Here is a 23,855-nt window from a genome sequence, read left to right on the forward strand (position 1 = left end):
GCGGTGTGGTCGTCGGTCGTGACCGTCCAGGGGGCGGGGCGGCCGGAGTAGCAGAGGGCGGTCAGGGCGAAGACGCCGTCCGCGTAGACCTCGACGTACTCGCCGACCGTCAGGATGCGCAGTGACGTGGGGAGTTCGCGCAGGACCGTCTCGGCGAACGGGGTGCCGGCCGGGCCCGTGATGTGGAGCTTCCTGCCGTCGCAGGTGACGGTGAGGGCCGGGCGAGCGGGGTCGGCGGTATCGGTGCGCAGGGCGATCTCGACGGGACCGCCGGAGAGGGCGATGTCGCCGACCGCGTGGAGTGCGGGGGCGGTCGTCGGGTCGCCGAGCCAGGCGTCGAGGCCGGGCCACCAGGCCAGGTGCGGGGCCGAATCCGCCCCCACGACCAAGGATTTGGGCTGGGCGAGCATGCCCCGGCACGGGTCGCCGGCGTCGGTGAGGCCGACCCGGCGGGGGGTCGTGTGCAGCACGACTCGGGAGCCGTCGGGGTCCAGGATGACGCGGGGGGCGTACGCCCCCGTGGGGCCGAGTTGCCCGTGCCGGGTCCAGGGGCCGCGCAGCCGTGGGGCCGTCCACGCGTCGAAGCCGCGCGTCGCGCCGATCGAGCCCAGCAGGAGCCAGGTGCCGTCGTCGAGGCGCTCCAGGACGGGACACTCCAGCTCGTTCACGTCACCCGGGGAGATCAGTGGCGGGTGGACGGTCCAGTGCTCCAGGTCCGGGGAGGTCGCGAGGGCCACGCAGCCGCTGACCTCCACGGGGAGCGAGGCGTCGCTCGCGCAGATCACCATGACCCAGCCCTCGCCCTCGTCGTCGGGGACGACGAACGGGTCGCGCCAGCCCATCCTGTCGGCCGTGCGGTACCAGCGGGGGTCGGCCTCGACGACCGGTCCGGTGCCGTGGCGCCGCCAGCCCGTGCCGTCCGTGCGGTCGGAGCGGGCGAGGCCGACGGACTGCAGGGGCCAGCCCTCCGGCGTCAGCCCGCTCACCCCGGTGTAGAACATCGCGCTGCCGGTGCCGTGGCGGACGGGATGCATCGTCCACACCGCCTGTTGGTCGAAGCGGCCGGGCAGACCGTTGCCGAAGGCGGTGCCCTCAGGCCGCCAACCGACCAGGTCGGCCGAGGTGGCCCGGCCGTAGGAGGTCTCCATCCGCAGATGGTCGAACTCGGCGGTCCAGGGCCCCTGGAGATGCAGCACCGTGTAGGTGCCGTCGTCCTCGCGGAGCAGGGCGAAGTCGTTCACGCAGAGGCCCGGCGGGGCGTATCGCATGCGCAGCAGTCCTGTCGGCTCGTAGCGCCCAAACGCGTGCGCTGACCTTGGTCCAGTGAGGTATCGCTTGAGAATCAGCGCAAGTAAAACTGAACGCAAACGCTTGCGCAACAGGGAGGCCGGGTTTACGGTCACGTCACCCCCCACGCACACCGACGTGAACCCGACGGGAGAAATCCGCCGTGACGGTCAGCATCACCGATGTCGCCCGCGCCGCCGGCGTCTCGGCGTCCACCGTGTCCCGCGCGCTGCGGGGCCGGCCGGGCGTATCGGACGAGGTACGCACCCAGATCGCGGCCGTCGCCGCACAGCTCGGCTACACCGCGTCCCGTTCGGCGTCCAGCCTGGCCAGTGGGCGCACGTACACGATCGGGGTCGTCGCCCCGTACATCGGCCGCTGGTTCTTCGGGACCGTGCTGGACGCCGCCGAGCAGGTGTTCAGCGCCGCCGGGTACGACGTGCTGCTCTACAACCTGGGCTCGGCCGAGGCGCGCAAGCGGTTCTTCACCAAGCTGCCGGTGCGCAAGCGGGTCGACGCGGTGCTGTCGCTGCTCATCCCGGACGAGGACGAGTCCGCCGCGCTGCGCTCCCTCGGGGTGCCGCTGGCCTCCACGGTCGGGGGCGCCCGGCCCGGCTTCACGGTGGTGGGCATCGACGACCGGGCGGGCGCGGAGAGCGCCGTACGGCATCTGGTGAACCTCGGCCACCGCCGGATCGGCATGATCTCCGGGGCCAGCGGGCCACTGCACTGGACCACCCCCGTCGACCGTCGCACCGCCTATCTGCACGTCCTCGCCGAGGCCGGGATCGAGCCCGATCCGGCGCTGGTGGCTGACGGCGACTACACGGTGGACGGCGGCGAGCGGGCGATGACCGAGCTGCTGGCCGCGTCCCGGCCGCCGACCGCCGTGTTCGCCCAGTCCGACGAGATGGCGATGGGCGCGTTGCGCGCGCTCAGACGGCATCGGCTGCGGGTGCCGGAGGACGTGTCCGTGGTCGGGTTCGACGATCACGAACTCGCCGATGTGGTCGGGCTGACCACCGTCGCCCAGCCGGTCGCCGGGCAGGGCGCGGAGGCCGCCCGGCTGCTGCTGCGGCAACTGGACGAACCGGGGGCCGAACAGCCGCCCGGCCGGGTGGAGATGCCCATCCGCCTCGTCCTGCGCGAGACGACGGCGCCGCCGCGCCCGCGCGGACCCCAGTGACGTCCCGGCCGCCCTGTACACCCCGCACGTCCCGTACGACCCGTACACCCCGGACGACCCGTACACCCCGCACGGCCCGCACACCCCATACGGCCCGCACACCCCATACGGCCTGCACGCCCCGTACCTCTCAAGTCCCCGCCCGCCGAACGCCGTCGGGCCCGGCCGCCCAAGCACCCGAGAGCCCCCCGCACCTCGCACCCTCATCCCGCACGGAGGCACACACCATGAATCCGACCACCGGCTCGACCAGCAGAAGGTTCCGCCGCGCCGCCCGTACGGGAGTGGCCCTGGCCCTTCCCCTGGCGGTGCTGGCCGCCTGCGGCGGAGGCGGTGGGGGCGACACGTCCGCCGAGGCCGGCAGCGGCGAGGGGACGATCAGCGTCTGGGCCCACCAGGGGCAGAAGAGCGAGTCGGAGGCACTGCAGAACGCGGTGAAGTCGTTCAACTCCTCGCAGAAGAAGGTCAAGGTCGAGCTGAAGCTGATACCGGAGACCGACTACACCAAGACGATCACCGCGACGGACGCGAGCGAACTGCCGGACGTCCTGGAGTTCGACGGACCGACGATGGCGAACTTCGTCTACAACAAGAAGCTCGCCCCGATCGACGACCACGTCTCCGCCAAGACGCTCGCCAACGCCAGCGACGCGAGCAAGGCGCAGGGCGAGATCGACGGCAAGCACTACGGCCTGGGCATGTTCGACTCCGGACTCGGCATGTACGGCAGCAAGAAGCTGCTGGACGCGGCCGGGGTGACGTACCCGAAGGGCCTGGACGACGCCTGGACGGCGAAGGAGTTCGACGCCGCGCTCAAGGCGCTCAAGCCGAAGGACTCCGACGGCAAGGTCATCGACCTCCAGGAGGGCAACGGCTACGCCAACGAATGGGGGACCTACGGGTTCGCCCCGATCGTCTGGTCGGCCGGCGGCTCCCTGCTCAAGGACGGCAAGGCCGAGGGTGCCCTCGACACCCCCGCCGTGGTGTCGGCCATGAAGACCTTCCAGTCCTGGAAGGCCGCGACGGACGCCAACACCGACGGCAACGCCTTCGCCAAGGGCCGGGTCGCCCTGAGCTGGGTCGGGCACTGGATGTACCCCGCCTACAGCGAGGCGCTCGGCGACGACCTGGTCGTACTGCCGCTGCCCGACTTCGGCGACGGCCCGAAGACCGGCCAGGGCTCGTGGGCCTGGGGCGTCGGCGCGAACAGCAAGAACGCCAAGGCCGCGGGCACCTTCCTGGACTTCCTGCTCGACGACACCAACGTCGGCGCCATGACGAAGGCCAACGGCGCGCCGCCGGCCACGAAGTCCGCGCTCGCCGCGAGCCCCCTCTACCAGCAGGGCGGCCCGCTCCAGCTCTTCGCCGACCAGCTCGCCAAGCCCTGCGGCGACAGCGACATCAGCGCGTCGTGTGTCGCCGTCACCCGTCCGGTGACCGCCGGATACCCCGTGGTGACCGCGAAGTTCAGCGAGGCCGTGAACTCGATCTACGGCGGCGCCGACCCGAAGGACGCCCTGTCGAAGGCCGCCCGCGCCATCGACCGGGACTTCTCCGACAACGCCGGTTACGAGATCCCGTAGCGACGCGCCCGGTCGGCCGCATCGCACCCATCGGTCCAGTCGAACTCAACGGGTTCAGCCGAACCCATCGGCCGGGGCGGGCGCGCACACCGTGTCCGTCCGCCCCTCCGGGAAGAGGACCCCTCCGTGAAAACCGTGGAACCCGCGCCCGCGGCGGCCCCAGGCCGGCAGCAGGCCGCATCCCCCGGCACACCGGCCCGGCGGCCGTCACGCCGCGACCGCACATGGCTGCACGGGCTGCTCATGTCGGCCCCCGCCGTCGCCGGACTGATCGCCTTCGTCGGCATCCCCTTCTGCTACGCCGTCGTGCTCTCCTTCTACAACGTGCGCCTCGGCTCCCCGCTGGAACCCACCTTCTTCGGAGTCGAGCAGTACCGGCGGCTGTTCACCGACCCCGACCTCTCCGGCCCCTTCCTGCGGGCGCTGCTCAACAACCTGACCTTCGCCGTGGTCGTCGTCCCCCTCCAGACCGGCCTCGCGCTGGGCCTGGCGATCCTGCTGAACCGCAAGCTGAAGGCGATCGGGATCTTCCGGTCGGTGTTCTTCATGCCGGTCGTCTTCCCGATGGCCCTGGTCGCGGTGATCTGGCGGCTGATCCTCGCCCGCAGCGACCAGGGCATGCTCAACTCGGCGCTGGACGCGGTGAGCCTCGGCAACTGGGGCGCGTTCGACTGGCTCGGCGACGGCCTGACCGCGATGGCATCGATCATCGTGCTCTCCGTCTGGCAGGGCGTCGGCTTCCAGATGGTCATCCTGCTCGCCGGGCTCCAGCAGATACCGGGCGAGCTCTACGAGGCCGCCCAGCTCGACCGGGCCACGCGCTGGCAGCAGTTCCGGCACGTCACGCTGCCGGGCATCCGCTCCACCCTCGTCTTCGTCGTGATGCTCACCTCGGTGCTGTCCTTCCGCGTCTTCGACCAGGTGTACGTCCTGGTCAAGGGCGGCGGCCTCGACGAGGACGCGGCCCGCACGGTGATGTACCAGGCCGTCACCACCGCCTTCGACCAGAACAACATCGGCCAGGCGTCCGCGATCACCGTCGTGTTCTTCCTGATCGTGGTCGCCCTGACCCTGATCCAGCGCCGCGTCGTCCGGCCCGACAACGAGGACTGAGCACATGGTTACGACGATGAGTACGGGTACCGGCACCAGCACGGGTACCGGTCCGTCCCGCGGGCCGCTGCGCCGCTTCCTCGACTACGCGGTTCTCTCCGTCCTGGCGTTCGTCTTCGCGCTGCCCGCCCTCTATCTCCTCCTCGGCAGCCTCAAGCCGTCCGACGAGGTCCTCAACGGGCTGTCCGGCTTCCTCCCCACCCATCTGTCCTTCGACAACTACTCCGCCGTCCTGGACAGCCTGAACTCCGACAGCACGGGCTACTTCTGGCAGTTCATGGGCGTCTCGCTACTGCTGGCGTTCGTGGTGGTGACCGGCGGTCTCTTCGTCAACTCGATGGCGGCGTACGGCCTCTCGCGGTTGCGCTGGCGGGGCCGGGAGGCCGTCTTCACGCTGGTCCTGCTGCTGATGCTGGTGCCGTTCGAGTCGGTGGCCGTGCCGCTGTTCTACATGTTCAACGACCAGCGGAACACGCTCTTCATCCAGGCGCTCCCGTTCGTCGCCAACGCCTTCTCGGTCTACCAGTTCCACACGTTCTTCCGCTCGATCCCGCCGAGCATCGAGGAGGCGGCCCGGCTGGACGGCGCCGGCCCCTGGCGCACCTTCTTCGCGATCATCGTCCCGATGTCGAAGCCGGCCTTCGCCTCGGTCGCCATCCTGACCTTCCTCACCCAGTGGGGGTCGTTCCTGTGGCCGGTGCTGATGGTCTCCGACCCGTCGGTACGCCCGCTGCCGCTGGAGATGAGCGTCTTCCAGGGGCAGCAACCCCCGGACTGGGGCCAGATCCTCGCCTTCGGCGTCCTCCTCGTCCTGCCGGTACTGGTCGTCTTCGCCTTCTTCCAGCGGTGGTTCGTCCAGGGGGTGGCCAGCTCGGCGGTGAAGGGGTGACACCCCGTGCCGCTCCGGGTCGACCGTGACCCGCAGTCCCGCGCGTGGGCCGTTGTCAGTGGCCGGTGCGATGCTGTGGACATGAACCGGGACGATCTGGTGCGGCTGCGGCGGGCGCGGGACCGCATGGACCGCGAGTACGCCGAGCCGCTGGACGTGACCGCGCTCGCCCGCACCGCGCTGATGTCCCCCGGACACTTCCAGCGCAGCTTCCGCGCGGCCTTCGGCGAGACCCCGTACGGCTATCTCATGACCCGCCGGATAGAGCGCGCCAAGGCGTTGCTGCGCCGCGGCGACCTCACGGTGACCGAGGTGTGCATGGCCGTGGGATGTACGTCGCTGGGCTCGTTCAGCTCCCGCTTCACGGAGTTGGTCGGCGAGACACCGAGCGCCTACCGGGCCCGCCCGCACGAGGAGGGCGCGGCCATCCCCGCGTGCGTGGCGAAGCGCCTGACCCGACCGACCCGACACCGCATACGTACGGCGGAACCGGTCGAAGCGTCCTAGGTCACGCCCGGACGGGACCGTGCGGACCGACCTAGTGTGAGGGCATGGCTACGAACGATCCGAACACCGCGCACGGCCTCGCCCCGGACGTGAAGCTCGCCCAGTGCTTCCTCGCCGTGGACGACCATGACAAGGCGCTCGCCTTCTACCGTGACGTCCTGGGCATGGAGATCCGCGGTGACGTGGGCTTCGAGGGCATGCGCTGGGTCACCGTGGGCTCCCCGCTCCAGCCGGACGTGGAGATCGTCCTGGAGCCGCCCGCCGCCGACCCCGACATCTCCGCGGCCGACCGCGAGACCATCGCCACCCTCCTCGCCAAGGGCGTCCTGCGGGGCGTCAACTTCACCACGACCGACTGCGACGCCCTCTACGCCCGTGTCGAAGCCTCGGGTGCCGACGTCCTCCAGGCGCCCATGGACCAGCCGTACGGCGTCCGCGACTGCGCGTTCCGCGACCCGGCGGGCAACATGCTGCGCTTCATGCAGCGCCGGAACTGATCACCCGGGTGCGGCGCCGTCGGCTCGCCCCACGGAAAACGGCGTTGCGTGGAACGGGGCGGCGAGGGACCGTACGAGTCGTTCAGCCGTGGGGTTGGACCGTACGACAGGGAGCGGCGCTGTGGGTGGAGTGGGCGGTAGCGGCGGCGGGGACGAAGGCATGGACGGCGGCTCGGAGGGCAGGGCGGGCGAGGCCGGCGGGCCGATTCGGTGGACGTACGCCTTCGTCGACCGGCCGACGGCCGTGTTCGAGCGGGCCTGTGCCTTCTGGACGGCGGTCACGGCAACACGACTGTCCGCGCCCCGGGGCGATCAGGGCGAGTTCGTCACCCTGCTGCCCGAGAGCGACGACGCGTGGGTGAAGGCGCAGGGGGTCGAGTCGGGCGGTGGCGCTCACCTGGATCTCGCGGTCGAGGACGTCCCCGCGCTCGTCGACCGGGCGGTCCGGCTCGGCGCCGAGGCGGTCGCCCCGCACGACGGCTGGGCGGTGCTGCGCTCACCCGCCGGGCATCTCTTCTGCGCGGTGCCGTGGCACGGGGAGGCCAAGCGGCCGCCGGTGGTGGACGGGAGGGACGGGAGGGACGGGAGCCGGCTGGACCAGGTGTGCCTGGACGTGTCGCCGGACGCTTTCGCGGATGAGGTCACCTTCTGGGCGGCCCTGACGGGATGGGACTCCCGACCCGGTTCCCGCCCGGAGTTCCATGTCCTTCGCCCGCCGGCCGGTCTTCCCCTCCGCATCCTCCTCCAGCGCCTCGACACCCCTCGCCCGGCCTCCGCCCACCTCGACTTCGCCTGCGCCGACATCGACGCCACACGAGCCCACCACGAATCCCTCGGCGCCACCTGCGTGTCCCACCAGCCGCACTGGACCGTGATGCGCGACCCGGCGGGCGGCACGTACTGCCTGACGGGCCGGTCCCCGGAGACAGGCGGGCTGCCTCCGACGGCGGGCTGAGGCCGGGGCCCCGGTGAGAGGAGGACAGGTGAGCCCCGACGGGCCCGCCGTCCGAGACCCTGGCCTGCCGTCCGGGTCGCGAGCCGACCGTCCGGGACACGGGCCTGCCGTCCGGGACACGCGTCGGCTCAGATCTCCTCCGCGCCTTCGAGCACCGGGCGGATGACCACCGGGTACTCCTTGAGCCCCTCGGGGCCGGGGCACTGGGCGACGCGGGCGGCAATCTCCGTGACCCGGTCCAGGTCGGCGCAGTCCAGGAGCCAGTAGCCGGCGAGCAGTTCGGCGGTGTCCGGGTACGGGCCGTCCGTGATCACCGGTTTGCCGTCGATGTCCGCCGTGACGAACCGGGTGCTCGCCGGCTCGGCCAGCCCCTGTCCGTCGATCATCTCCCCGGTCTCGGTGAGGTCGTCGTTGATCGCGCTCATGTAGGCGTACATGGCCCGCAACTGTTCCTGCGTCCAGGCCGGGGAGTGCTCGGACGCCTTGCCCCGCATGCCCTCGTAGTCCGCCTGCGTACCGAGGACCATCATCAGGAACTTCATGTGTCCGCTCCTTCGTCCGCCACGGGCCGGCAGCCAGGGGCCGGACCAGCCAGGTCAGGCCTTCTCCTCGGTCCTCTCCCCGGCGGGAGCCGGGTCCGTCACCGCAGCCGGCGCCGGGGCCGTCACCGCGGCCGGCCCGGCCGCCGCCCCGGCATCGTCCGGGTGCGCCTCACGACCGGGCTGACCGGGCTGACCGGCCGGGCCTCCGTGACCGGCCCGATCACCGTGACCGCCATGCGCGCCATGGCTCGCGTGCGTCCGCCGGGCCACCGCCCGGGGCTTCTCCGCGACTGCCTCCGCGGCCTCGACGGCCTCGTCGACGTACACCGCACACTCGTGGTTCCTGCACGGACCCGGACCCCATACGGGTACCCACGCGCCCAGCGTCTTGTGCCGCCGTACGACCGTGGCCACAGGCTGTCCGCAGACCGGGCAGACATGCTCGTCGATGCCCATGCCCTCAGGGTAGGGCCGACGGGGTCACCCCGCTCCCCGCCGTGCACCGGCAATCTCCGGGGCCGTCGCCCGCCCGGCACCGGCTCAGCGCTCAGCGCTCAGCGCTTCCTGCCGTACTTCCGTACGACCACCCCGTTGTCGAAGCCGCGCACGTCGTCGAGCGTGAACTCGGTGAGAGCGAATCCGGAGCCGAACATCGGGAGGCCGGTGCCCTGGACGACGGGGTACGTCTTGATGATCAGCTCGTCGATCAGCTCTCCCGCGATCACCGAGCCGCCACACAGGTAGATGCCGAGATCACCGTTCTCCGCCTTGAGTTCGCGGACCTTGCCCACCAGGTCGTCCGAGATGATCTCCACGTTCGGGTCGGGCGACTCCTTCAGCGTGCGCGAGGCGACGTACTCGCGCAGATGGGCGTACGGGCTGGTGATGCCCTCCTTCAACGCCATGTAGTAGCTGCCACGGCCCTGGATGACCGTGTCGTAGTCCTTGTTGGGCAGCCCACCGGTGCCGATGAGCCGACGGACGTGGGTCGGGTTGGTGTCCGGGTGCTCCGCTTTCAGGTACTCGGCGTAGTCACCCACCACGTACGGACACATGTACGACGCATCGCCGTCGGGGTCCCCGATGAACCCGTCGATCGAACATGCGACGAGGTACGTCAGCTTGCGCAAACCGGTCCCTTTCCCTCGTACGGAGCGCGCGGGACCGCGCGACAGCCCCTCGACGAACCGGCGGGCCCCGCACACCGTGGGGATGTGCGGGACCCGCCGGCCACCCGAAGGCGCCGGCACCGCGCGGGGTCAGGTCCGCACGGCATGACGCCTCCGGAGCATCAACCACCCCTCGGCCCGCCTCAGCTGCTGCGCCGCGTCACGAATTCGGCCAGTGCGAGCAGACCTCCGGCCGACTCGGGGTCCGGCACCGCGCGGGAGAGCTCGTGCATGGCCCTGGCCATACGGTCGGCGGCCTGGATCTGCGCCCAGTCGCGCCCACCGGCCCGCTCCACGGCCGACGCCGTGCGCTCCAGGTCTCCCTCCGCGTACGGCAGTCCGTAGAGCTCGGCGAGTTCGGCGGCCTCCGGGGTGCCGGAGGCGAGCGCGGCGACGACCGGGAGGGACTTCTTGCGGACCATGAGATCCGCCCCGGCCGGCTTGCCGGTGTGGCTCGGGTCGCCCCAGATGCCGATCACGTCGTCGATGAGCTGGAAGGCCAGCCCGGCCTCCCGCCCGAACGCGTCGAGAGCCTCGACCTCCTCGTCACCGGCGCCCGCGTACAACGCGCCCACCGCGCAGGCGCAGCCGAGCAGCGCGCCCGTCTTCGCCTCGGCCATGACGAGCACCTCGTCGAGAGTGACCTCCTGCGGTCGGCGCCCCTCCAGCTCGGTGTCGGTGTGCTGGCCCGCGCACAGTTCGACGACACAGGACGCGAGCCGGGCGGCTGCCGCTGCCGACGCCGGATGCGGGTCCTGGGCGAGCAGTTGCTGCGCCAGCGCCTGGAGCGCGTCCCCGGCCAGGATCGCGTCGGGAATCCCGAACACGGTCCACGCGGTGGCCCGGTGTCTGCGCGTGGTGTCCCGGTCCATCACGTCGTCGTGCAGCAGCGTGAAGTTGTGCACCAGCTCCACTGCGGCGGCGGCCCGCACGGCGGCGGACTCCTGCCCGCCGAGCGCGGCGACTGCGGCCAGGACCAACGCCGGGCGTATCGCCTTGCCGGCGTTCCCCGTGACCGGGGTACCGTCCGCGTCCTCCCAGCCGAAGTGGTAGCGCGCGACGCGGCGCATCGACGCGGGCAACGATCCGACGGCCCGGCGCAGTTCGGGATCGACCGACGTCCGCGCCTGTTCCAGGATCCCCGCCGCCTCGTGTCCTTCGAGGCCGTTCACCGCGCCCGCCCGGCCGGCCGGCCCGCCGGCACCGGCGGCGGGCTCGGTCCTCTCCGGTTCCGCGTCCCCTCCCGGCTCCAGGACTCTCCTCCGGTTCCGCTCGACGACCACCGCCGGTCTCGGGACCCCACCGGCGGGGCTCCGCTGCGCCTCCGTCACGGACTCACCCATGGGGTCGCCTGGAATGGGCCGCGGACGACGGCCGTCGCGCTGTGCGCGGGCGCGTGCTCGCGGGGTGTCCCCGCCCCGTCGGGCGGGGACACGGCGTCCGTGCGGACAGGGTCACCTCCAGCGGCCGATCTCGACGTTCTCCAGGACGCCGAGCGCGTCGGGGACCAGGACGGCGGCCGAGTAGTAGGCCGTCACGAGGTACTTGATGATCGCCTGTTCGTTGATGCCCATGAACCGCACGGACAGGCTGGGCTCGATCTCGTCGGGGATGCTCGCTGCCCGCAGACCGATGACGCCCTGGTCCTCCTCGCCGGTACGCATGGCGATGATCGACGTGGTCCTGGCCTCGGTCACCGGGATCTTGTTGCACGGGTAGATCGGCACGCCGCGCCAGGTGGGGATGCGGTTGCCGGCGATGTCGACGGTCTCCGGGACCAGTCCGCGCTTGTTCAGCTCGCGGCCGAACGCGGAGATGGCGCGCGGGTGGGCGAGCAGGAGCTTGGTGCCCCGGCGTCGGCAGAGCAGCTCGTCCAGGTCGTCCGGGCTGGGCACACCGTCGTGCGGCTGGAGCCGCTGGTCGTACTCGCAGTTGTGCAGGAGGCCGAACTCCCGGTTGTTGATGAGCTCGTGCTCCTGGCGTTCCTTCAACGCCTCGACCGTGAGCCTGATCTGCTGCTCGGTCTGGTTCATCGGCTGGTTGTAGAGGTCGGCCACGCGCGTGTGGATGCGCAGGACGGTCTGGGCGACGCTGAGTTCGTACTCGCGCGGGGCGGCCTCGTAGTCGACGAAGGTGTGCGGGATGTCCGGCTCACCGCTGTGGCCGGCGGCGAGGTCGATCTCCTTCTCGCCGTACTTGTTGGTGCGCTGCGACGGGATCGAGCGCTGTTCCTGCAGGTGTTCGCTCAGCGTCTCGGCGCGCTCGGCGAGTTGCTCGACGGCCCGGCGCGGTAGGACGAGCACCGTGCACGCGGTGACCGCGCGGGCCGTGTACTCCCAGATCGCGTCGGGGTCGAGCAGGGCCTGCTCGCCGAAGTAGGCACCGTCGGCCAGTACGCCGAGGACCGCGTCGTCGCCGTAGGGTCCGGTGCCGATCTTCTCGACCTTGCCGTGCGCGAGCAGGAACACCTCCTCCGCCTGGCTGCCGAATTCGGCCAGGACGTCGCCGGGCGCGAACTCCCGCTGCTCGCACCGCTGGGCCAGTTCGCCCAGGACGTCGATGTCCTCGTAAGTCCGCAGGGCCGGCAGTTCGCCGAGCTCCGCCGGGATGACGGCCACCCGGTCGCCGGTCTTCACAAAGGTGACGCGGCCGTCGCCGACCGCGTAGGTGAGCCGCCTGTTCACCCGGTACGTGCCGCCCTGCACGTTCACCCAGGGCAGGGTGCGCAGCAGCCAGCGCGAGCTGATCTCCTGCATCTGGGGCGTGGACTTGGTGGTGGTGGCCAGGTTCCGGGCAGCGGCCGTGCCGAGACTCTGCTGCGGCCTGTCCTGCTGCGAGCGAACCTCTTCGCCTACCGACATGCGGATTCCCCTCCGGGTATGCACTGAACGCACTGATCGCGGTCACCGATCTCGCCTTCCAGCCTTGCATCACGGAGCGTGCCGATGCTATTACCCGAAAGAGCGGGAATGGATCTTCGGAGACTGGGCATGTCCGCGGGTTCTGTCGACCACGCGTGCGTCCGTCGGGGGCCTCCGCGAATCTGACCGGATCGACCCGTACGGCCCACAGCCGACTGGCTCCTGTCGGGCGTCAGGGGTACAAGCGTGCGTACGAGGCGGCCACGACCAGCGGCCGTCGCAGCGCACGAAGGAGTCGGTCATGGCCCCACCCATGTCCGCGAGCAGGTTCCTCGCCGTCCTCCGGAACGAGGGCGTCCGGGTCGTCGAGGTCGGCGACTGGGAGCATCACAACCGCAACCACGTGGGCCCGTGGGGGCCCGTCCACGGGGTGATGATCCACCACACCGTCACCTCCGGCAGCGAACGCACCATCCGTATCTGCCGCAACGGGTACTCGGGTCTGCCCGGCCCGCTGTGCCACGGTGTGATCACCAAGGACGGCCGGGTCCACCTCGTCGGGTACGGCAGGGCCAACCACGCCGGGCTGGGCGACGACGACGTGCTGCGGGCCGTGATCGCCGAGAAGGCGCTGCCCAAGGACAACGAGTCCAACACCGACGGCAACCGGCACTTCTACGGCTTCGAGTGCGAGAACCTCGGCGACGGAGAGGACCCCTGGCCGCGGGCGCAGCTCGACGCCATCGAGCGGGTCTCCGCCGCCGTCTGCCGCCACCACGGCTGGAACCAGCGGTCCGTCATCGGCCACCTCGAATGGCAGCCCGGGAAGATCGACCCCCGGGGCTTCACCATGGCCCACATGAGAGAGCGCGTCCGGGACCGTCTGAAATAGGGCCCGACCGCGGGCGCGCCGACGCCGACCGGTCATGTGTCCGACAATGAGCACGTGACCGGCCAGCCCTCCGCCTCCGACGACCCCACCGCCGTCCTGCGCCCGAGGCTGCCCTCCCCTCTCCAGGAGGTCACGGACGAGCGCTTCGCTCGCCACGGCCTCCGGCTGCTGCTCAAGCGCGACGACCTGATCCATCCACGGCTCGTCGGCAACAAGTGGCGCAAGCTGGTCCCGAACCTGCGCGCGGCGGCGGGCCGCCCGCTGCTCACCTTCGGCGGCGCCTACTCGAACCATCTGCGCGCCACCGCCGCCGCCGGCCACCTCCTGGGCCTGCCCACCGTCGGTGTGGTCCGCGGCCAGGAGCTGGCCGACCGGCCCCTCAACCCGTCCCTCGCCCGCTGCACGGCGGACGGCATGCGGCTGCACTTCATCGACAGGTCGACGTATCGCCACAAGTCCGACCCGGCCACCCTGGCCGCCGTCCTCCGTGCCGCCGACGCCGACGGCGCGTACGTGGTCCCCGAGGGCGGCAGCAACTCGCTCGCCGTCCAGGGCTGCCAGGATCTCGGCGCGGAACTGCGCGGCCGGGCCGACGTCGTCGCCCTCGCCTGCGGCACCGGCGGCACCCTCGCCGGACTGGCCGCGGGACTGGCTCCCGGCCAGCGCACCCTCGGCATTCCGGTTCTCAAGGGCGGCTTCCTCGACGAGGAGATACGACAGCTTCAGGACCGGGCGTTCGGCGGCCAGCGCGGCAACTGGAGTCTCGACGACCGCTTCCACTTCGGTGGCTACGCCCGCACCTCGCCCGAACTGGACGCCTTCGCGGACGACTTCGAGACCCGCCACCACGTCCCGGTGGAGCGTCTCTATGTCGCCAAGTTGCTCTACGGACTTGTCACCCTGGCCGCGGAGGGCGCCTTCCCGGGCGGGACGACGCTCGCGGCAGTGATCACGGGCCGCCCCTTCCCGGAGCGCGCGGTCGAGGGCCTGCCAGACGGACCCTAGGAGGCCTCGCGGTAGACCGCCGCCTCCTCCAGGTCCAGCCTCCGCAGCAGGGTGCGCAGCATCTCGTCGTCGATGTATCTGCCGTCCCGCAGCTTGACGAAGACCTCGCGTTCGGCGCCGATCATCTCGCGGGAGAGGCGGCTGTAGGTGTCGTCGACGCTCTCGCCGGTCACCGGGTTCACGGCGCCCAGCCGCTCCCAGACGGCGTTGCGGCGCCGTTCCAGGACCGTGTGGAGGCGGTCGACGAGCGGGGGCGGCAGTTCGTTGCTCTCGTTCGCGAGGAGTTCGTCCAGCCGGGCCTCGGCCGCTCGGGACGCCTGGGCCTGGGCGTTGGCCTCGGCGAGGGTCTCGGCCTGCTGGTCGCGTCCCGGCAGCTTCAGGAAGCGGATCAGCGGCGGCAGGGTGAGCCCCTGGATGACGAGCGTCCCGATGACCGTGGTGAAGGTCAGGAAGAGGATCAGGTTCCGCTCGGGGAAGTCCTCCCCGCCGTGCACGGTGAGCGGGATCGAGAAGGCGATGGCCAGCGACACGACGCCCCGCATGCCGGCCCAGGCGACGACGAACGGACCCCTCCAGGTGGGGTCGGGTTCCCGTTCCCGAATGCGTCGCGACAGTATCCGCGGCAGGAAGGTCGCCGGATAGACCCAGACGAACCGGGACACCACGACCACGAGGAAGACGGCCACGGCGTACCAGGTGGCGCGGACCCCCTCGTACTCGCCGAGTCCTTCGAGGACGACCGGGAGCTGGAGTCCGATGAGGGCGAACACGGCGGATTCCAGCAGGAAGGCGACCATCTTCCAGACGGCCTCCTCCTGGAGGCGCGTGGCGAAGTCGACCTGCCAGTTGCGGTGGCCGAGGTACAGGCCGACGACCACCACGGCCAGCACCCCGGAAGCGTGCACCGACTCGGCCAGCCCGTAGGCAACGAACGGGATCAGCAGCGAGAGGGTGTTCTGCAGCAGCGCCTCCTTGAGGTGCGTGCGCAGCCAGTGGAGGGGCACCATCAGCAGCAGGCCCACCGCGACACCGCCGACCGCCGCCACCAGGAACTCCACGATCCCGCCGGTCCAGCTCGCGCCCTCGCCGATGGTGGCCGCGAGGGCCACCCGGTAGGCGGTGATCGCGGTCGCGTCGTTCACCAGGGACTCGCCCTGCAGGATCGTGGTGATCCGCGAGGGCAGCCCCACCCGCCGGGCGACCGCCGTCGCCGCGACCGCGTCCGGCGGCGCCACCACCGCGCCGAGCACCAGCGCGGCGGTCAGCGGCATCCCCGGCACGATCAGGTACGCGGCCCAGCCCACGGCCAGGGTCGCGAAGAGGACATAACCGACCGACAGCAGGGCCACGGGCCGCAGTTGGGCCCGCAGGTCGAGGTAGGAGCTGTCGCTGGCGGCGGTGTAGAGCAGCGGGGGCAGGATCAGCGGCAGGACGATCTCGGGGTCGAGTTCGTAGTGCGGCACGCCGGGCAGGTACGACACCGCGAGCCCGGCCGCGACCAGCAGCAGTGGGGCGGGCACCGGCGTGCGCCGGGCGGCCCCGGCGACCGTCGCACTCCCTGCGACCAGCAACAGCAAGGGCAAAAAGTGCATCGCTTCCGCCGCCTTCGTTTCCGCGCGAGGTTCCGCGCGCCCGTCGTAACCTGGCAATCATGAAACAGTGCACGCACTCGGACGCGCTGCCGCACCCCGAGCCCGATCCCCTGAGCGACACCTGCCCGGAGTGCCTGGCCGCCGGGAGCCACCCGGTGCAGTTGCGGATGTGCCTGGAGTGCGGACACGTGGGTTGCTGCGACTCCTCGCCGATGCGCCACGCCACCGCGCACCACAAGGAGAGCGGCCATCCCATCATGCGTACGTTCGAGGCCGGCGAGACCTGGCGCTGGTGCTTCGTGGACCATGTCCTTGTTTGACCGCGCGCTCGTTCGACCATGTACTTGTTTGACGAACACGGCCGAGACGTCGTACGACGGAACCATGTCACCCCGTGACACGTCGACGTACTCGTGTGACACGGTTCGGCGGTCCGGCGCCCGGGTACGTCAATCCGGCGCGTGCTCTTCCTATTTGAGGCCCGCAGACCTCTAGCCACCGAGCGTATTCATAGGCTTACTATGAGTGACAGCATGGGGTGGGGTCCTCAGGACCCCGAGGACACGGCGCTCGGTAGCGCGATAGCGTCACCGCTGAACCACGTAGCGCGTTACCCCGGGGGGCGACCCTCGGCCCCCGAAAAAGCTTGTACCACCTTGGAGGTGAGGGTGTCCCAGATCGCAGGCGAGCCCGGGACCCAGGACTTCGTGGAAGTCCGGCTGCCGGCCGCGGGTGCCTACCTGTCGGTGCTGCGTACGGCGACGGCCGGCCTCGCGGCCCGTTTGGACTTCACCCTCGACGAGATCGAGGACCTGCGCATCGCGGTCGACGAGGCCTGCGCGATCCTGCTTCAGCAGGCCGTGCCCGGCTCGGTGCTCAGCTGTGTCTTCCGTCTGGTCGACGATTCGCTGGAGGTCACGGTCTCGGCCCCCACGACGGACGGCCACGCCCCCTCGCGCGACACCTTCGCCTGGACCGTGCTGTCGGCCCTGGCGGGCAAGGTCTCCTCCGCGGTGGCCGACGACAAAACCGTTTCGATCAGCCTCTACAAACAGCGCGGCGCGGGACCCGGGCCGGCGTGAGGAACGGGGACGGGCCGGTGCGGGACGAAGAACGCGGCACACGGGAACTGCCCGCGGAGGACGACGGCGGTCCGAGTGGGCCGGCGCATCTGGCGGACGGCGTCGACGGCATCCCCGAGCAGGCCCGGCCGCACCCGGAGGACGAGTCCTCGGCGGCGGCCGGAGCGTCTCGGTGGGCGGAGCCGGCCGACGACGAGACGCCCTCCGACGGGCAACGGGATCCGGAGGATGTCCTACGGAGCACCACGTCCTCACGAGGGCGGACTGGGGCCTCCCCCGCTCGCGCACAGTCGAGGGCTGGGGGAACGGTGACGGCGGGCGGGACTATGAGCGAGCACGAGCGACACGACGAGGCGAACGCGCAGAGCGTGCGAAACGCACGGCACGACCCTCACGACCGCAGTGGGGCGCGTGCCCTGTTCGTGGAGCTGCGCGCCCTGCCGGACGGCAGCGCCGAGTACGCGGAGCTGCGCAACCGGCTCGTCCGGATGCACCTGCCGCTCGTGGAGCACCTCGCACGCCGGTTCCGCAACCGCGGCGAGCCGCTGGACGACCTGACCCAGGTCGCCACCATCGGCCTGATCAAGTCGGTGGACCGCTTCGACCCGGACCGCGGCGTGGAGTTCTCGACGTACGCGACCCCGACGGTCGTCGGTGAGATCAAGCGGCACTTCCGCGACAAGGGCTGGGCGGTGCGGGTACCGCGTCGGCTGCAGGAGCTGCGGCTCGCGCTGACCACGGCCACGGCGGAGCTGTCGCAGCAGCACGGGCGCTCCCCGACGGTGCACGAGCTGGCCGAGAAGCTGGCCATCTCCGAGGAGGAGGTCCTGGAGGGCCTGGAGTCGGCCAACGCGTACTCCACGCTCTCCCTGGACGTCCCCGACACCGACGACGAGTCCCCGGCGGTCGCGGACACCCTCGGTGCGGAGGACGAGGCGCTGGAGGGCGTCGAGTACCGGGAGTCCCTGAAGCCGCTGCTCGAGGATCTCCCGCCGCGCGAGAAGCGGATCCTGCTGCTGCGGTTCTTCGGCAACATGACGCAGTCGCAGATCGCCCAGGAGGTCGGCATCTCGCAGATGCACGTCTCCCGGCTGCTGGCGAGGACCTTGGCGCAGCTGCGGGAGAAGCTGCTCGTCGAGGAGTAGCGGGGAGCAGCGGCCAGGAGCGGCTGAGCAGCCCGGGAAGGACCGAGCCCGAGCAGGTACGAGCGACGCCCGCACCGACGCCCGACCGCACCGACATCTCGACCACACCACCCGCGAGGTGCTGTCCGCCTCGCCGGCCACGCCGCCTCCGGCGGGAGACGGCTTCAGGAGTCGTCGGCAGTGCCCGGACTCCTCGGTGTCCGGGGGCGGCCGAGCACCTCCGTGACCGTCCGGCCGTTACGCCTTCGGCTCCTGCGCCCGCCCCGGGCCCTGGATGCCGAGGGCCCGGGTCGTGGCGGGGTTGATCAGGAGGACCAGCGCGGCCACGGCCACCACCGCCAGCGCGATGCCCGCCGGGATCGCCACGCTGTCGGCACGCAGCAGGTTGTAGGCCACCGGCAGCGCCATGATCTGGGTGATGACGGCGGGGCCCCGGCTCCACCCGCGCCGCAGCAGCAGCCCGCGCGCGGCGATCAGCGGCAGCAGGGCCAGCGCGATCAGGGTGATGCCGCCGGTGACGCCGGTGCTCAGGTCGTCCGCGTCACCGGTGAGACCGACGACGAGCATGGCCCCGCCACCCACCAGCAGGGCCACCCCCTCCAGCGCGGCCAGCGCGGCCGCGGCCGTCAGCCGCCCGGGGCGGGGCTCGGCGTCGGAGGTGTCCGGCGTGGGGGTCTGCTCAGGGCTCACCCCTGAAGGGTAGCCCTCGCCCCGGCGCACGCTCCGCTCCCGGTGTCCGGCCCCGTGCGCGACACGTACCCCGCGTTCGCGCGCCCCCACGTGCTGATCGTCACTACCCGATCTCCCCCTTGATCCGCACCTCGGTATGGGCCGGGTACCACCCAGTAGGTACCCTGCAACTCATGCGTGCACTTCTCGTGGTCAATCCGGCGGCTACCACCACAAGCGCACGTACGCGCGATGTGCTGATCCACGCTCTCGCGAGCGAGATGAAGCTGGAGGCGGTGACCACCGAGTACCGGGGTCACGCCCGCGACCTCGCCCGCCAGGCCGCCGAGGGCAAGGGCGACATCGAACTGGTCGTCGCGCTCGGCGGCGACGGCACGGTCAACGAGGTCGTCAACGGCCTGCTGCACCACGGCCCGGACCCCGACCGCCTGCCCCGTCTCGCCGTGGTCCCCGGCGGCTCCACCAATGTCTTCGGCCGCGCCCTGGGCCTGCCCAACGACGCCGTGGAGGCGACCGGCGTCCTGCTCGACGCCCTGCGCGAGAGCCGGGAGCGCACGGTCGGCCTGGGCATGGCCTCCGGCACCCCGGGCACGGAGGACGAGGCGGTGCCGTCCCGCTGGTTCACCTTCTGCGCCGGCCTCGGATTCGACGCGGGTGTGATCGGCCGGGTCGAGCAACAGCGGGAACGCGGACGGAAATCCACACACGCCCTTTACCTGCGTCAGGCTTTCCGGCAGTTTCTGGAAGAGCCCCATCGCAGACTCGGCACGATCACTTTGGAGCGGGCCGGCGAGGACCCCATTTCCGATCTTGTGCTGTCCATAGTCTGCAACACGTCCCCGTGGACGTTTCTGGGCAATCGCCCGGTGTACGCGTCGCCTAAGGCCTCGTTCGATAAAGGTCTCGACGTACTCGGTCTCAGCCGCATGTCGACGCCCGCGCTCGCCCGATATGGCACACAGTTGCTCACTTCGTCCCCCGAGCGGGGACCCCAGGGTAAGCACGCCACCACCCTGCATGACCTGACCGACTTCACCTTGCATTCGAAGGTCCCCCTCCCCCTCCAGATGGACGGCGACCACCTCGGACTGCGAACGAGCGTGACGTTCACAGGCGTACGCCGTGCACTGCGTGTGATTGTGTGAGCGGAACGGGCAAAAGTCCTTCCACTCGAACGTTTAGGCCAGGATCCACCCCATGGAAGTACGGCTGTGACACAGTCGACACCGAGGAATCAAAAAAAACTTTCCGGAAGGGGTTGTATCCGCCGCTGAGGTTTGCGAGTCTCTACGTGGCGCTCGGGACAGCCCGCAACACCGGCTCAAGCAAGCGCCAGAACCCCTCCTCAATCCACAGGACCACGCCAGTCCGTCTGGTGATCGGCCCTTCACTTGTTGAGGGATTCGTGAAAGCGTTCACATTCACAAGCTAACGTGCATGTAATACCAAGGAGAGGTAGCAGCCATGGACTGGCGTCACAACGCCGTTTGCCGCGAGGAAGACCCCGAGCTCTTCTTCCCCATCGGCAACACCGGTCCTGCGCTGCTGCAGATCGAGGAAGCCAAGGCTGTCTGCCGTCGCTGCCCGGTTATCGAGCAGTGTCTGCAGTGGGCGCTTGAGTCCGGCCAGGACTCCGGCGTCTGGGGTGGTCTCAGCGAGGACGAGCGCCGCGCCATGAAGCGCCGCGCCGCCCGCAACCGGGCCCGTCAGGCATCCGCCTGACATCCCACCCAGCAATAGCCTGAGCTTGGCGGCGCGCACAGCGAGTGCGCATCTCCCGCCCCCGAGCCGCAGCGCGCAGTGCCCCCGGTGCGCTTAATCAGCCACTTGCCCGAGCCCCGGACCACTTGATGGTCCGGGGCTCGGTGCTGTTTCCGGTACGGCCGTCGTGGGCGCTGCTACTTCTGGGCGCGCACCGGGATGTCCAGGATCACCTGGGTGCCCCGCTCCGGCGCCGGGACCATGTCGAAGGTGCCGCCCAACTCCCCCTCCACCAGCGTTCGTACGATCTGCAGGCCGAGGTTGCCCGAGCGGTGCGGGTCGAAGCCCTCGGGGAGTCCGACACCGTCGTCCTGGACGGTGACGAGCAGCCGGGCCTCCTTGGATGCGCCGCCGCGGACTGCGGAGACCTCGACCGAACCGGTGTCTCCCTCGCGGAAACCGTGTTCGAGGGCGTTCTGCAGGATCTCGGTGAGGACCATGGACAGCGGGGTGGCGACCTCCGCGTCCAGGATGCCGAACCGTCCGGTGCGCCGGCCGGTGACCTTGCCCGGTGAGATCTCGGCGACCATCGCGAGCACCCGGTCGGCGATCTCGTCGAACTCCACCCGCTCGTCCAGATTCTGGGACAGCGTCTCATGCACGATGGCGATCGACCCGACCCGCCGTACGGCCTCTTCGAGGGCCTCCCTGCCGCGCTCGGACTCGATGCGCCGGGCCTGGAGACGCAACAGGGCGGCCACCGTCTGGAGGTTGTTCTTCACCCGGTGGTGGATCTCCCGGATGGTCGCGTCCTTGGTGATCAACTCGCGCTCGCGGCGCCGCAGTTCGGTCACGTCCCGCAGCAGCACCAGCGAACCGATGCGCGGGCCCTTGGGCTTGAGGGGGATGGCGCGGAACTGGATCACCCCGCCACTGGACTCGATCTCGAACTCGCGCGGCGCCCACCCGCTCGCCAGCTTGGCGAGCGCCTCGTCGACCGGGCCCCGGGAGGGGGCGAGTTCGGCGGTCGTACGGCCGAGGTGGCAGCCCACCAGGTCGGCGGCGAGGCCGAGGCGGTGATAGGCGGAGAGGGCGTTCGGGGAGGCGTACTGGACGATGCCGTCGGCGTCGAGCCTGATCAGCCCGTCGCCGACGCGTGGTGAGGCGTCCATGTCGACCTGCTGGTCGGGGAACGGGAACGCGCCCGCGGCGATCATCTGGGCCAGGTCGGAGGCGCTCTGGAGATACGTCAGTTCCAGGCGGCTCGGGGTCCGCACGGTCAGCAGATTGGTGTTGCGCGCGATGACGCCGAGGACGCGGCCCTCCCTGCGCACGGGGATGGACTCGACCCGTACGGGCACCTCCTCGCGCCACTCCGGATCGCCCTCGCGGACGATCCTGCCCTCGTCGTGCGCGGCGTCGAGCAGGGGCCGGCGGCCGCGCGGGACCAGGTGGCCGACCATGTCGTCCTGGTACGAGGTGGGGCCGGTGTTGGGGCGCATCTGGGCCACGGAGACATAGCGGGTGCCGTCGCGTGTGGGGACCCAGAGGACCAGGTCGGCGAAGGAGAGGTCGGACAGCAGCTGCCACTCCGACACCAGCAGGTGCAGCCACTCCAGGTCGGAGTCGCTGAGGGCGGTGTGCTGGCGGACCAGTTCGTTCATGGAGGGCACGTGTGTGAGCGTACCTGGCGGTACGGATCTGACCGGAAACGGCCGTCTGAGGGCCGGTACGGGCCCGGGAACACCCGCGGGCCGCGGCGCCTGAGAGGGACCCTCAGCCCTCCCGGCACCGCAGCCCGGAGCAACATCGGCCGTGGGGTGTGCGGTCCCGGTCGGCCGAAGGATGAGGATCCGGAGCAGTCAGGGCAGAGAGCCCGGGTCCTCGGTCCGCCTTCCTGTGCGGGGAAGACGGAGGCTTGTCGTCGCGTGCGATCTCCGGCGGCGGGGCCGCTGATCGATCACATGCTCTACCACGCATTGTTGACTAGACCACTGCGTGTGTCCATGCGTTGGCGGATGTTTGTTGTTGTTCTCCTGTCCGCCCTCCACGAACGGTGCACTCGCAGAGTAGCCCGCCTCGGCCCGGGGCGGGCCGGAACGCCGTCGCCGGGCCGGTCACCCCCTGTGGGGAAGGGGCCAGCCCTGCTAGATTGGTCTACACCACATGACAGGTGCTTGACCCCGCAGGTTCCGGTCGAGTCCTCTTGAGTCCTTACTTTCCAGATCGGCAGGCCCAGCGTGGAAGTTGTCATCGTTCCGGATGCCAAGGCGGGTGGCGAGCTCATAGCCGAGGCGATGGCGGAGTTGCTGCGGCGGAAGCCCGACGCGTTGGTCGGGGTGGCCACGGGGTCGACCCCGCTGCCCATCTACGAGGCGCTCGCGCGGAAGGCGCGCTCGGGCTCCGTGGACGTCTCCCGGGCACGGGTGGCCCAGCTCGACGAGTACGTGGGGCTGCCGGCCGAGCATCCCGAGTCGTACCGCTCGGTGCTGCGACGGGAGGTGCTGGAGCCGCTGGGGCTCGGGATGGACGCGTTCATGGGGCCCGACGGCACCGCCGAGGACGTGGCGGGGGCGAGCGAGGCGTACGACAGGGCGCTGGCCGAGGCGGGGGGCGTGGATCTGCAGGTGCTCGGCATAGGCACCGACGGGCACATCGGATTCAACGAACCGTGCTCGTCGCTCGCCTCCCGGACCCGGATCAAGACACTCACGGAGCAGACCCGGATCGACAACGCGCGGTTCTTCGACGGCGACATCGACCAGGTGCCCCACCACGTCATCACGCAGGGCATCGGCACGATCCTGGAGGCCCGGCACCTGGTGCTGCTCGCCACGGGCGAGGGCAAGGCGGACGCCGTCGCGGCGACCGTGGAGGGGCCGGTCGCGGCCGTGTGCCCCGCGTCGGCGCTGCAGCTCCACCGCCACGCGACCGTCGTGGTGGACGAGGGGGCAGCGTCGAAGCTGAAGCTGGCGGACTACTTCCGGCACACGTACGACCACAAGCCGGACTGGCAGGGGATCTAGGCAGGGGATCCAGGCAGGGGATCTGCAGGCGGAGGATGTGCGTAGGCGCCACGGCCCGGTGAGGAGGGCCGTGGCGCCTATGTGCGTGCGGGGGTGGATGCGGCTACGGGCCGTCGAGCAGGTGTGTGGGCGG

General features: G+C 70.8%; 24 protein-coding genes. 15 read left to right on the plus strand and 9 right to left on the minus strand.

The annotated features are described in order from the left end of the window. A partial coding sequence (locus P1P70_RS10010) for a mucin-1 (protein WP_319236329.1) occupies positions 1–1,268 on the minus strand: 1,268 nt, incomplete at its 3' end. 182 nt (positions 1,269–1,450) lie between these two features. On the opposite strand from P1P70_RS10010, the gene P1P70_RS10015 reads away from it, so the two are divergent. The 7 genes from P1P70_RS10015 (at position 1,451) to P1P70_RS10045 (ending at position 8,017) form a co-directional block, all read left to right on the plus strand. Next, the gene (locus P1P70_RS10015; RefSeq protein WP_319236331.1) at positions 1,451–2,473 is read left to right on the plus strand and encodes a LacI family DNA-binding transcriptional regulator; all 1,023 of its coding nucleotides are present in this window, start codon (positions 1,451–1,453) and stop codon (positions 2,471–2,473) included. Between the two features lie 227 nt (positions 2,474–2,700). Next, entirely contained in the window at positions 2,701–4,056 is a 1,356-nt protein-coding gene (locus P1P70_RS10020) for a sugar ABC transporter substrate-binding protein (RefSeq protein ID WP_319236333.1), read from the plus strand. Positions 4,057–4,182: 126 nt separating this feature from the next. Beyond that, positions 4,183–5,169, plus strand: coding sequence for a sugar ABC transporter permease (locus P1P70_RS10025; protein ID WP_319236335.1), 987 nt, complete (start codon positions 4,183–4,185; stop codon positions 5,167–5,169). A 16-nt stretch (positions 5,170–5,185) separates the two neighbouring features. After that, positions 5,186–6,058: a carbohydrate ABC transporter permease gene (locus tag P1P70_RS10030; RefSeq protein WP_319236337.1), complete on the plus strand. Its 873-nt coding sequence runs from the start codon at positions 5,186–5,188 to the stop codon at positions 6,056–6,058. 81 nt (positions 6,059–6,139) lie between these two features. Further along, the gene (locus tag P1P70_RS10035) at positions 6,140–6,565 is read left to right on the plus strand and encodes a helix-turn-helix transcriptional regulator (RefSeq protein ID WP_319236339.1); all 426 of its coding nucleotides are present in this window, start codon (positions 6,140–6,142) and stop codon (positions 6,563–6,565) included. A gap of 44 nt (positions 6,566–6,609) precedes the next feature. Next, complete coding sequence (locus tag P1P70_RS10040) at positions 6,610–7,062, plus strand: VOC family protein (protein ID WP_319236341.1); 453 nt, start codon at positions 6,610–6,612, stop codon at positions 7,060–7,062. 160 nt (positions 7,063–7,222) lie between these two features. After that, on the plus strand, positions 7,223–8,017 hold the full coding sequence (locus tag P1P70_RS10045) for a VOC family protein (RefSeq protein WP_319236343.1): 795 nt from the start codon (positions 7,223–7,225) through the stop codon (positions 8,015–8,017). Between the two features lie 128 nt (positions 8,018–8,145). Here P1P70_RS10045 and P1P70_RS10050 read toward each other — a convergent pair whose 3' ends face one another. The 5 genes from P1P70_RS10050 to P1P70_RS10070 all read right to left on the minus strand — a co-directional run bounded on the left by P1P70_RS10050 (position 8,146) and on the right by P1P70_RS10070 (position 12,589). Next, positions 8,146–8,559, minus strand: a complete 414-nt coding sequence (locus P1P70_RS10050; RefSeq protein WP_319236344.1) for a YciI family protein — start codon at positions 8,557–8,559, stop codon at positions 8,146–8,148. Between the two features lie 54 nt (positions 8,560–8,613). After that, complete coding sequence (locus P1P70_RS10055; RefSeq protein WP_319236376.1) at positions 8,614–9,015, minus strand: hypothetical protein; 402 nt, start codon at positions 9,013–9,015, stop codon at positions 8,614–8,616. Between the two features lie 98 nt (positions 9,016–9,113). Beyond that, a complete protein-coding gene (locus P1P70_RS10060) occupies positions 9,114–9,689 on the minus strand; it encodes a dihydrofolate reductase family protein (RefSeq protein WP_319236345.1) in 576 nt (191 codons plus the stop codon). A 182-nt stretch (positions 9,690–9,871) separates the two neighbouring features. Beyond that, positions 9,872–11,071, minus strand: a complete 1,200-nt coding sequence (locus tag P1P70_RS10065) for a family 2 encapsulin nanocompartment cargo protein polyprenyl transferase (RefSeq protein WP_319236347.1) — start codon at positions 11,069–11,071, stop codon at positions 9,872–9,874. Positions 11,072–11,182: 111 nt separating this feature from the next. Beyond that, positions 11,183–12,589, minus strand: coding sequence for a family 2B encapsulin nanocompartment shell protein (locus P1P70_RS10070; RefSeq protein ID WP_319236349.1), 1,407 nt, complete (start codon positions 12,587–12,589; stop codon positions 11,183–11,185). Between the two features lie 301 nt (positions 12,590–12,890). Here P1P70_RS10070 and P1P70_RS10075 point away from each other — a divergent pair, with 301 nt between their 5' ends. Together P1P70_RS10075 and P1P70_RS10080 are read left to right on the plus strand one after the other, a co-directional pair. Beyond that, positions 12,891–13,481 (plus strand): N-acetylmuramoyl-L-alanine amidase, encoded by a 591-nt coding sequence (locus P1P70_RS10075; RefSeq protein ID WP_319236350.1) that lies wholly within the window; start codon positions 12,891–12,893, stop codon positions 13,479–13,481. 54 nt (positions 13,482–13,535) lie between these two features. After that, on the plus strand, positions 13,536–14,486 hold the full coding sequence (locus tag P1P70_RS10080; RefSeq protein WP_319236351.1) for a 1-aminocyclopropane-1-carboxylate deaminase/D-cysteine desulfhydrase: 951 nt from the start codon (positions 13,536–13,538) through the stop codon (positions 14,484–14,486). On the opposite strand, the gene P1P70_RS10085 is transcribed toward P1P70_RS10080, so the two are convergent. Then, a complete protein-coding gene (locus P1P70_RS10085) occupies positions 14,483–16,078 on the minus strand; it encodes a Na+/H+ antiporter (protein ID WP_319236353.1) in 1,596 nt (531 codons plus the stop codon). The genes P1P70_RS10080 and P1P70_RS10085 overlap by 4 nt on opposite strands. A gap of 59 nt (positions 16,079–16,137) precedes the next feature. On the opposite strand from P1P70_RS10085, the gene P1P70_RS10090 reads away from it, so the two are divergent. The 3 genes from P1P70_RS10090 (at position 16,138) to P1P70_RS10100 (ending at position 18,305) form a co-directional block, all read left to right on the plus strand. After that, a complete protein-coding gene (locus P1P70_RS10090) occupies positions 16,138–16,398 on the plus strand; it encodes a UBP-type zinc finger domain-containing protein (RefSeq protein ID WP_319236354.1) in 261 nt (86 codons plus the stop codon). Positions 16,399–16,746: 348 nt separating this feature from the next. After that, positions 16,747–17,160, plus strand: a complete 414-nt coding sequence (locus P1P70_RS10095; RefSeq protein ID WP_033525425.1) for an anti-sigma regulatory factor — start codon at positions 16,747–16,749, stop codon at positions 17,158–17,160. Beyond that, positions 17,157–18,305 carry a SigB/SigF/SigG family RNA polymerase sigma factor gene (locus P1P70_RS10100; RefSeq protein WP_319236355.1) on the plus strand — a complete coding sequence of 383 codons (1,149 nt, stop codon included), beginning with the start codon at positions 17,157–17,159 and terminating at the stop codon, positions 18,303–18,305. Before P1P70_RS10095 ends, P1P70_RS10100 begins: the two co-directional genes overlap by 4 nt. 237 nt (positions 18,306–18,542) lie before the next feature. On the opposite strand, the gene P1P70_RS10105 is transcribed toward P1P70_RS10100, so the two are convergent. Then, complete coding sequence (locus P1P70_RS10105) at positions 18,543–18,995, minus strand: hypothetical protein (RefSeq protein ID WP_319236357.1); 453 nt, start codon at positions 18,993–18,995, stop codon at positions 18,543–18,545. 173 nt (positions 18,996–19,168) lie between these two features. On the opposite strand from P1P70_RS10105, the gene P1P70_RS10110 reads away from it, so the two are divergent. Together P1P70_RS10110 and P1P70_RS10115 are read left to right on the plus strand one after the other, a co-directional pair. Continuing rightward, positions 19,169–20,140 (plus strand): diacylglycerol/lipid kinase family protein, encoded by a 972-nt coding sequence (locus P1P70_RS10110; protein WP_319236358.1) that lies wholly within the window; start codon positions 19,169–19,171, stop codon positions 20,138–20,140. 319 nt (positions 20,141–20,459) lie between these two features. Continuing rightward, entirely contained in the window at positions 20,460–20,717 is a 258-nt protein-coding gene (locus P1P70_RS10115) for a WhiB family transcriptional regulator (protein ID WP_003992873.1), read from the plus strand. 176 nt (positions 20,718–20,893) lie between these two features. Here P1P70_RS10115 and P1P70_RS10120 read toward each other — a convergent pair whose 3' ends face one another. Next, positions 20,894–22,360, minus strand: a complete 1,467-nt coding sequence (locus tag P1P70_RS10120; RefSeq protein WP_319236374.1) for a PAS domain-containing sensor histidine kinase — start codon at positions 22,358–22,360, stop codon at positions 20,894–20,896. A gap of 576 nt (positions 22,361–22,936) precedes the next feature. Here P1P70_RS10120 and nagB point away from each other — a divergent pair. Continuing rightward, on the plus strand, positions 22,937–23,722 hold the full coding sequence (gene nagB / locus P1P70_RS10125; protein ID WP_319236360.1) for a glucosamine-6-phosphate deaminase: 786 nt from the start codon (positions 22,937–22,939) through the stop codon (positions 23,720–23,722). The last annotated feature ends 133 nt before the right edge of the window (positions 23,723–23,855 follow it).

Source organism: Streptomyces sp. MB09-02B (assembly GCF_033794485.1).
GTDB lineage: Bacteria > Actinomycetota > Actinomycetes > Streptomycetales > Streptomycetaceae > Streptomyces.

Coding starts and splice junctions, on each gene's coding strand:
- P1P70_RS10020 (WP_319236333.1), top strand. CDS start 2,701: ATGAATCCGACCACCGGCTCGACCAGCAGAAGGTTCCGCCGCGCCGCC.
- P1P70_RS10030 (WP_319236337.1), top strand. CDS start 5,186: ATGAGTACGGGTACCGGCACCAGCACGGGTACCGGTCCGTCCCGCGGG.
- P1P70_RS10035 (WP_319236339.1), top strand. CDS start 6,140: ATGAACCGGGACGATCTGGTGCGGCTGCGGCGGGCGCGGGACCGCATG.
- P1P70_RS10040 (WP_319236341.1), top strand. CDS start 6,610: ATGGCTACGAACGATCCGAACACCGCGCACGGCCTCGCCCCGGACGTG.
- P1P70_RS10045 (WP_319236343.1), top strand. CDS start 7,223: ATGGACGGCGGCTCGGAGGGCAGGGCGGGCGAGGCCGGCGGGCCGATT.
- P1P70_RS10050 (WP_319236344.1), bottom strand. CDS start 8,559: ATGAAGTTCCTGATGATGGTCCTCGGTACGCAGGCGGACTACGAGGGC.
- P1P70_RS10055 (WP_319236376.1), bottom strand. CDS start 9,015: ATGGGCATCGACGAGCATGTCTGCCCGGTCTGCGGACAGCCTGTGGCC.
- P1P70_RS10065 (WP_319236347.1), bottom strand. CDS start 11,071: ATGGGTGAGTCCGTGACGGAGGCGCAGCGGAGCCCCGCCGGTGGGGTC.
- P1P70_RS10070 (WP_319236349.1), bottom strand. CDS start 12,589: ATGTCGGTAGGCGAAGAGGTTCGCTCGCAGCAGGACAGGCCGCAGCAG.
- P1P70_RS10075 (WP_319236350.1), top strand. CDS start 12,891: ATGGCCCCACCCATGTCCGCGAGCAGGTTCCTCGCCGTCCTCCGGAAC.
- P1P70_RS10085 (WP_319236353.1), bottom strand. CDS start 16,078: ATGCACTTTTTGCCCTTGCTGTTGCTGGTCGCAGGGAGTGCGACGGTC.
- P1P70_RS10090 (WP_319236354.1), top strand. CDS start 16,138: ATGAAACAGTGCACGCACTCGGACGCGCTGCCGCACCCCGAGCCCGAT.
- P1P70_RS10110 (WP_319236358.1), top strand. CDS start 19,169: ATGCGTGCACTTCTCGTGGTCAATCCGGCGGCTACCACCACAAGCGCA.
- P1P70_RS10115 (WP_003992873.1), top strand. CDS start 20,460: ATGGACTGGCGTCACAACGCCGTTTGCCGCGAGGAAGACCCCGAGCTC.
- P1P70_RS10120 (WP_319236374.1), bottom strand. CDS start 22,360: ATGAACGAACTGGTCCGCCAGCACACCGCCCTCAGCGACTCCGACCTG.